The 6742-nt window shown below is 73.3% G+C and carries 7 protein-coding genes; 5 read left to right on the top strand and 2 right to left on the bottom strand.

The window, feature by feature from the left end:
• Positions 1–112 precede the first annotated feature (112 nt).
• Both ACFV4G_RS33365 and ACFV4G_RS33360 read right to left on the bottom strand, forming a co-directional pair.
• Positions 113–499, bottom strand: a complete 387-nt coding sequence (locus ACFV4G_RS33365; RefSeq protein WP_380445924.1) for a hypothetical protein — start codon at positions 497–499, stop codon at positions 113–115.
• 119 nt (positions 500–618) lie between these two features.
• Positions 619–1803 (bottom strand): TIGR03364 family FAD-dependent oxidoreductase, encoded by a 1185-nt coding sequence (locus tag ACFV4G_RS33360; RefSeq protein ID WP_380445923.1) that lies wholly within the window; start codon positions 1801–1803, stop codon positions 619–621.
• Between the two features lie 162 nt (positions 1804–1965).
• On the opposite strand from ACFV4G_RS33360, the gene ACFV4G_RS33355 reads away from it, so the two are divergent.
• From ACFV4G_RS33355 to ACFV4G_RS33335, 5 genes are all read left to right on the top strand, one after another.
• Complete coding sequence (locus ACFV4G_RS33355) at positions 1966–2751, top strand: GntR family transcriptional regulator (protein ID WP_380445922.1); 786 nt, start codon at positions 1966–1968, stop codon at positions 2749–2751.
• A 6-nt stretch (positions 2752–2757) separates the two neighbouring features.
• Positions 2758–3471 carry a phosphonatase-like hydrolase gene (locus ACFV4G_RS33350; RefSeq protein ID WP_380445921.1) on the top strand — a complete coding sequence of 238 codons (714 nt, stop codon included), beginning with the start codon at positions 2758–2760 and terminating at the stop codon, positions 3469–3471.
• A 177-nt stretch (positions 3472–3648) separates the two neighbouring features.
• The gene (locus tag ACFV4G_RS33345) at positions 3649–4272 is read left to right on the top strand and encodes an LURP-one-related/scramblase family protein (protein ID WP_380445920.1); all 624 of its coding nucleotides are present in this window, start codon (positions 3649–3651) and stop codon (positions 4270–4272) included.
• A 183-nt stretch (positions 4273–4455) separates the two neighbouring features.
• Complete coding sequence (locus ACFV4G_RS33340; protein ID WP_380445919.1) at positions 4456–5259, top strand: glycerophosphodiester phosphodiesterase; 804 nt, start codon at positions 4456–4458, stop codon at positions 5257–5259.
• 9 nt (positions 5260–5268) lie between these two features.
• Positions 5269–6666: an MFS transporter gene (locus tag ACFV4G_RS33335; protein WP_380445918.1), complete on the top strand. Its 1398-nt coding sequence runs from the start codon at positions 5269–5271 to the stop codon at positions 6664–6666.
• Positions 6667–6742: the final 76 nt, after the last annotated feature.

Raw genomic sequence — 6742 nt, 5'->3', positions numbered from 1 at the left:
ACCCCGCCCGCGGGCGCCGCGGCCCCCCCCACGAACACACCGGGGGACGCCGACCGGGAACCCTCCGGCCCCGGGGGGGGGCCCCCCCCGCGGGCCCCCGCACCCGCGCGCGTCACGGCCAGCCGGGCGGCCGCGACGTCTCGGTGGCCCTGGCCGCGACGATCGACTCGCAGGCCCGCCGGACCTCCGTCGCCACCCAGCCGGACGGCAGCGGCCCCTGCGCCCGCAGCGCGGCCGCCTGCCGCTGGAGCTCCCGGAGCGCGCTGCCCTGGGCGTTGGACAGCCCCATCTCCTGGTAGTCGCCCAGGTCCTTGCCCCCGTCGACGGCCATCTGGAGCCAGGGCGTGATACTCAGGACACAGTCCTGAAAGACGCCGCCGGGCGGCGTCGTCGGCAGTTCGGCCGGGGGCGGCGCCGGTGCCGCACCCGGCCCGCCGCACGCCACCACCGCGGCCAGCCCCGCCAGTTCGGCCATCACGACCGCGAACCATCTCCGCATGCCCGCATTGTGACGCCGGTCCCCGGGCCGCACCAGGGATCGGACGGCACCATGACCGGGCAACACCAAAAAAGCGCCGCAGGACCTGTCCTGACAAGTCCTGCGGCGCGGGCCCCGCGTCAGCCCGTGGCGGCGAGCGTGCCGTCGAAGGTCGCGGCGGCGAGGCCGAAGGAGAGCGTCATGCCGATGCCCGAGGTGACGGACAGCACCCGCACACCCGACGCGAGGTCGCGCACCAGCAGCGGGCCGCGGTCGCTGCTGGCGTAGACGCCCTGCCAGCGCTCCAGGACCCGCAGCCGCTCGACCCCGAGGACGCCGGCGACCGCGCCGGTCAGCAGCTCGAAGGTGTGCTCGTCGATGAACGGCGGCGTGGTGGCGTCGTAGTGGTGCGAGTCGCCGACGAGCACCGAGCCGTCGGGCAGCCGCGTGAACATCACGTTGGCGCCGATCCCCAGCAGCTCCGGGCTGTGGCCGACGACCTCCTCGCGCAGCCGGGCCGCGGACGGCTGGGCGGTGAACGCGTCGTAACGCAGCATCGAGGTGGCGGTCAGCACCGCCGAGTCGGTGCGGAACCCCTCCGGGGCGACGGCCCGCGCCATCGTCAGCCGGCAGCGCCGGACCTCGTGCTCCTCGGCGAGGTCGGGGAACAGGTAGTCCACGTCGTGGCCGACGCACACCAGGATCCGCTCGCCGTGGACGGGGCCGCGCGTGGTGTGCACCGTGCCGGACTCGACGCCGGTGACGGCGGTGCCCCACAGGATGCGGGCGCCGGGCTGCCGCTCGATCCAGCGGGCGAGCGCGGGCGTCGCCTCGCGCGGGTTGACCCGCAGGTCGTCGGGCAGGAACGCGCCGCCCACGAGGTCCCCGGCCGCGCCGGACGCCCGCCCGAGCGCCTGCGCCGTCTCGGCGGCGGTGCGCAGCACGACGCCCCGGCCGCCGCGCTCGGCGTGCAGTTCCTCCAGCACGGCCGCCTCGGTGGCCGAGCGGGCGACCACGAGGGCGCCGGCCTCGGCGGCCCAGAACCCGGCGGCCTGCGCGGCGCGCAGCCAGCCGGCCCGGGAGCGCCGGGCGAGACCGAGCAGGTCGCCCTCCTGGGCGCTGATGCAGCAGTGGCCGAAGTTGCGGACCGAAGCGCCGACGGGCTGCCGGTCGCGCTCGACGACGGTGACGGAGAGCCCGTTGGCGAGCGCCTCGAAGGCGTGGGCGAGGCCGACGATGCCGGCGCCGACGATCACGAGGTCGCTGCGCCCGGGCGCGGGCGAGCGGGTGACGGCGGGGGCGGTGGCGGGTGCAGTGCTGCTCATGGCCCCAGGTTCCGGGTTCGCCGGCGCCTACGTCAAGAGATGTCTGTACAAGTTACCCTCTGTTCACCTGCTCGACGATCACCGGGAACACCGGGCCGCCCAGGGAAACCGCCAGGTGGAACGGCCTTGAGAAGCCACGCCCGGAAGTGTCATAGTCGTCTTGTGAAGACAAGTGACCGTCCGCTGGACCGGGCTCCCGAGGACGTCCCGCTGCACCAGCGGCTCGGCGTCGAGTTCCAGCGCCGCATCGACTCCGGCGAGTGGCCCGAGGGCCGCCCAGTGCCCAGCGAGTCGCAGCTGTGCGCCGAGTTCGGCACCTCCCGGGGCCCGGTGCGCCAGGCCCTGGCGCTGCTGCGCCGCGAGGGCAGCCTGGTCGGCGGCCGCGGCAAACCGCCGGTCGCCCGACGCGCGGCCCCCTCCCAGCCGTTCGCCACCTTCCTGTCGTTCACCCAGTGGGCCCGCGGCATCGGCCGCGAGCCCGGGCAGACGACGATCGAGGTGGCCCGCCGCCGGGCCTCCCCCGACTCGGCGGCCCGGCTCGGCATCGCCGAGGGCGCGCCGGTCGTCGAGCTCGTCCGGCTGCGGCTGCTGGACGGCGTCCCGGCCATGCTGGAACGCTCGACCTTCGTCCACGAGGTCGGCCGCGCCCTGTTCGACTTCGACCCGGACACCGGCTCCATCTACGAGGAGTTGCTGCGCCGCGAGGTCGACCTGCACCACGCCCGGCACACCATCGACGCCGTCGCGGCCTCCCCCGAGGACGCCGAGCACCTGGACATCGGCATCGGCGACCCGCTGCTGCGCGTGCGCCGGCTGACCACGTCGAGCCGGGGCGAGCCGCTGGAGGACGCCGACGACCGCTACCTCCCCGCCATGGCCACCTTCACCATCGAGAACACCGTCGAAGGCCGCACCACCATCGGCCGCTACCGCACCGAAGAGGACTGATTCACCGTGATCGAGCTCGCCGCTCTGGACATGGCCGGCACCACCGTCAACGAGTCGGGCGCCGTGTACCGGGCGCTGCGCACCGCCGTCGAGCGCACCGGCGTGCCGGTCTCCGACGAGGACCTGCAGACGTGGATGGGCACCGACAAGCGCGAGGCCATCGCCGCCCTGGTCCGCCTCGGCGGCGGCACCCCCACGCCGGAACTCGTCGAGGAGGGCTACGAGGCCTTCGCCGCGTTCCTGCGCGAGGCCTACCGGGCCACGCCGCCGCAGGCCATCGAGGGCGTCGAGGAGGCGCTGGCCGAGCTGCGCCGCCGCGGCATCAAGGTCGCCCTGACCACCGGCTTCAGCGCCGACGTGGCCTACCCGCTGCTGGAGTCGCTCGGCTGGTCCGCCGGCGAGGGCGGCAACCTGGACGCCGTCGTCACCTCGGACGAGGTCCCGCGCGGCCGCCCGGCCCCGCACATGATCCACCGGGCGATGGAGAAGACCGGCGTCATCGACACCCGCCGCGTCCTGGCCGCCGGCGACACCATCGTCGACGTCGAGGCGGGCACCAACGCCGGGGCCGGGGTCGTCGTCGGGGTCCTCACCGGCGAGCTCCCGCGCGCCGCCTTCGCCGGCCACCCGCACGCCCGCGTCCTCGCCAGCGCCGCCGAGCTGCCGACCCTCCCGGAGACGCTCCCGCAGGCCCGTCCCGCGGACCTCCCCGCCGTCTGACGCCGCACCAAGGGCCGTTCGCACACACCCCCTCCGACCAGGGATTTCTCCTCCGCCACAGCCGTTCGCACGTTCTGTGCGGATTGTGCAACAGAGGCCCGGAAAGCTGTCCCGCGCCCGTTTCCCGTCCCTAGGATCGTGCCCGCCAACGCACCATCAGATGGGGACGAAACACACATGAGCAACGAGTTCGGCGGCCTGCTCGGCATCGCGCAGGAGCTGTTCGGTGACGAGCAGCGCCAGGGCCAGGGCGAGCACCACGACAACTTCCTGATGGACCTCGGGCAGAAGCTCATGAACGGCCACCAGCCGGTGCCCGAGGGCGTCGTCTACGACATCGACGAGAAGTTCTTCTCGCCCACCCACGACTTCTGGATCAAGCGTGGCGGCGAGCGCGCCTTCCAGGTCGACGAGAAGATGTTCAGCTTCAGCGGCGCGATCGCGATGCAGGACTCCGAGGGCAACGAGCTCTACCGGATCTCCGAGAAGATCATGACGCTGCGCGACATCCGCTACATCAAGCGCGGCGAGCAGACCATCGCGACGGTGAAGAAGGCGCTCTTCTCGCCGCTGGTCTACAAGTTCACGGTGACCTTCGAGAACGGCGCGGAGATCCACGTCACCGGCAACATCACCGACCACCAGTACGCCATCACCTACGGCGAGCAGGAGATCGCGCACATCTCCCGCGAGTGGTCGCTGCTGAGCGAGCACTACTCGGTCAAGATCGTCCCCGGCCAGGACGACGCCCTCATCCTCACCATCGCCGCCTGCGCCGAGGCGATGGTCCTGGACGACTGAGTCCCCACCGCCCGGGCCGTGAGCGCCCGGGCGACGCACCCCCGCAGGGGCCGTCCCGACCGCCGTCGGGACGGCCCCTGCGGCGTTCGCACCCGCCGGGCCGAGGGCCTGAGCCCCCATTACTGCTTGACAGGATGCGTAATACTGTAACGCGCGCGCACCAGAACGACACCGGAGGCCGAGTTGCACCCCTTCCTCGACCAGCGAGGACCCCTCGCCTTCGCCCACCGCGGCGGCGACCTCGGCCGCCCGGAGAACTCGCTCGCCGCGTTCGAGGCCGCCGTCGCGCTCGGCTACCGCTACCTGGAGACGGACGTCCACGCGACCTCCGACGGCGTCCTGGTCGCCTTCCACGACAGCCGGCTCGACCGCGTCACCGACCGCACCGGCGCCGTCGCCGACCAGCCCTGGAGCGCCGTGCGACAGGCCAGGATCGGCGGCACCGAGCCGATCCCGCTGCTGGAGGAGCTGCTCGACGCGTTCCCCGACGCCCGCTTCAACATCGACGTCAAGGCCGCCCCGGCCATCGCGCCGCTGGTCGAGGCGGTCCGCCGCACCGACGCGTGGGACCGCGTCTGCGTCGGCGGCTTCTCCGACTCCCGCCTCGCCGCCGTCCGCGCCGCCGCCGGCCCGCGACTGGCCACCTCGCTCGGCCCGCGCGAGGTCGCCCGGCTGCGGCTGCGCTCGCTGGCCGAATCACTGCTGCCCGGCCCGCTGCTGCCCGGCCGCGGGGCACCGTACGCCGGGATCTGCGCCCAGGTGCCCGAGCGGCACCGCGGCGTCCGGGTCGTCGACCGGGCCTTCGTCCGGGCCGCGCACCGCCTCGGCCTGCACGTTCACGTCTGGACTGTGGACGATCCCACACGGATCAGGGCTCTACTCGACCTGGGTGTGGATGGCATCATGGCGGATCGCATAGACGTCCTGCGGGACGTCCTCAGCGAACGCGGCTGCTGGATGGACGGCGGCGCGGCCCGAGCACGGTGATTGGAACCCATGAACACCGCGACCGACCTGCCGGACCACCCGGCGCCGGACACCCCGGCGACGGCCACCGACAGCCGTGCGCTGAACCGCACGCGCTTCGGCTGGTACATCAACGACTGGGCCAACGCCGCGTTCTCGGCGACCGTCCTGACGGTCTTCCTGGGTCCGTACCTGACGACGATCGCCAACAAGGCCGCCGACGCCAACGGTGACGTCCACCCGTTGGGACTCGCCATCCGCGCGGGCTCCTTCTTCCCGTACACGGTCTCCTTCTCGGTGCTGATATCGGTCGCGGCGATGCTGCTGGCCGGCACCGTCGCCGACCGCACCGGGCGGCACAAGGAGCTCATGTGCGGCTTCGCCTACGTGGGCGCGCTCGCCACCATGGGCATGTTCTTCCTCGACGGCGACCGCTACCTCCTCGGCGGCGGACTCCTGGTGGTCGCCAACATCGCGTACGCGGTGTCGGTCGCCCTCTCCTACGCCTACCTGCCGGGCCTCGCCAAGCCCGACGAGCGCGACGCCGTCTCGTCCAAGGGCTGGGCGTACGGCTACGCGGGCGGCGGCCTCCTGCTGGTCGCCAACCTGGCGCTGTTCGAGAACGCCGACGCGCTCGGCCTCTCCTCCGGCACGGCCGTGCGGATCTGCCTGGCCTCGGCCGGGCTCTGGTGGGCGCTGTTCACCCTCGTCCCGCTGTTCCGGCTGCCCTCCCGGGCCGGTGTCGCCCCCGCCCGCACCGGCGCCGCGGCCGACGGCAAGCCCACCGCCGGCAGCCTGCGCGAGCTCGCCAACACCCTGCGCGGCATGCGCCGCTACCCGAAGACCCTGCTCTTCCTGGGCGCGTTCCTCTGCTACAACGACGGCATCCAGACCGTCGTCTCGCAGGCCTCGCTCTACGGCAGCGAGGAGCTGGGCATGGACCAGACCTCGCTGGTCGCCGCCGTCCTGATGGTCCAGATCGTCGCGATCGGCGGCGCGCTCCTGCTCGGCCGGATCGCCCGCCGGTACGGCGCCAAGAAGACCGTGCTCGGCTCGCTGGTCGGCTGGGTGATCACCCTCGCCCTCGGCTACTTCATGCCGGCCCACCAGCCCGCGTGGTTCTACGCCCTCGCGTGCATGATCGGCCTCGTGCTCGGCGGCAGCCAGGCACTGTCCCGCTCGCTGTTCTCGCACATGATCCCGGCCGGACGCGAGGCCGAGTACTTCAGCGTCTACAAGGTCAGCGACCGCGGCACCAGCTGGATGGGCCCGCTGGTCTTCGGCCTCGCCTACCAGGTCACCGGCAGCTACCGGCTGGCCATCATCTCGCTGCTGGTCTTCTTCGTGATCGGCTTCGCCGTACTGGCGAAGGTCCCGGTGCGCCGCGCCATCGAAGAGGTCGGCAACCCCGTCCCCGAGCGCCTCTGACGCACCGCCGGGGGGGCCGGGGGGGGGGGGGGGGGGCCCCCCCCCGGGGCCCCCCCCCGCCCCGCCCCCCCCCCCC

Origin of the sequence: Kitasatospora sp. NPDC059747 (assembly GCF_042732955.1) — a bacterium.
Classification (GTDB): Bacteria; Actinomycetota; Actinomycetes; order Streptomycetales; family Streptomycetaceae; genus Kitasatospora.
This window is presented reverse-complemented; position numbering and strand designations above follow the sequence as displayed.

Coding starts and splice junctions, on each gene's coding strand:
- ACFV4G_RS33335 (WP_380445918.1), top strand. CDS start 5,269: ATGAACACCGCGACCGACCTGCCGGACCACCCGGCGCCGGACACCCCG.
- ACFV4G_RS33345 (WP_380445920.1), top strand. CDS start 3,649: ATGAGCAACGAGTTCGGCGGCCTGCTCGGCATCGCGCAGGAGCTGTTC.
- ACFV4G_RS33360 (WP_380445923.1), bottom strand. CDS start 1,803: ATGAGCAGCACTGCACCCGCCACCGCCCCCGCCGTCACCCGCTCGCCC.
- ACFV4G_RS33365 (WP_380445924.1), bottom strand. CDS start 499: ATGCGGAGATGGTTCGCGGTCGTGATGGCCGAACTGGCGGGGCTGGCC.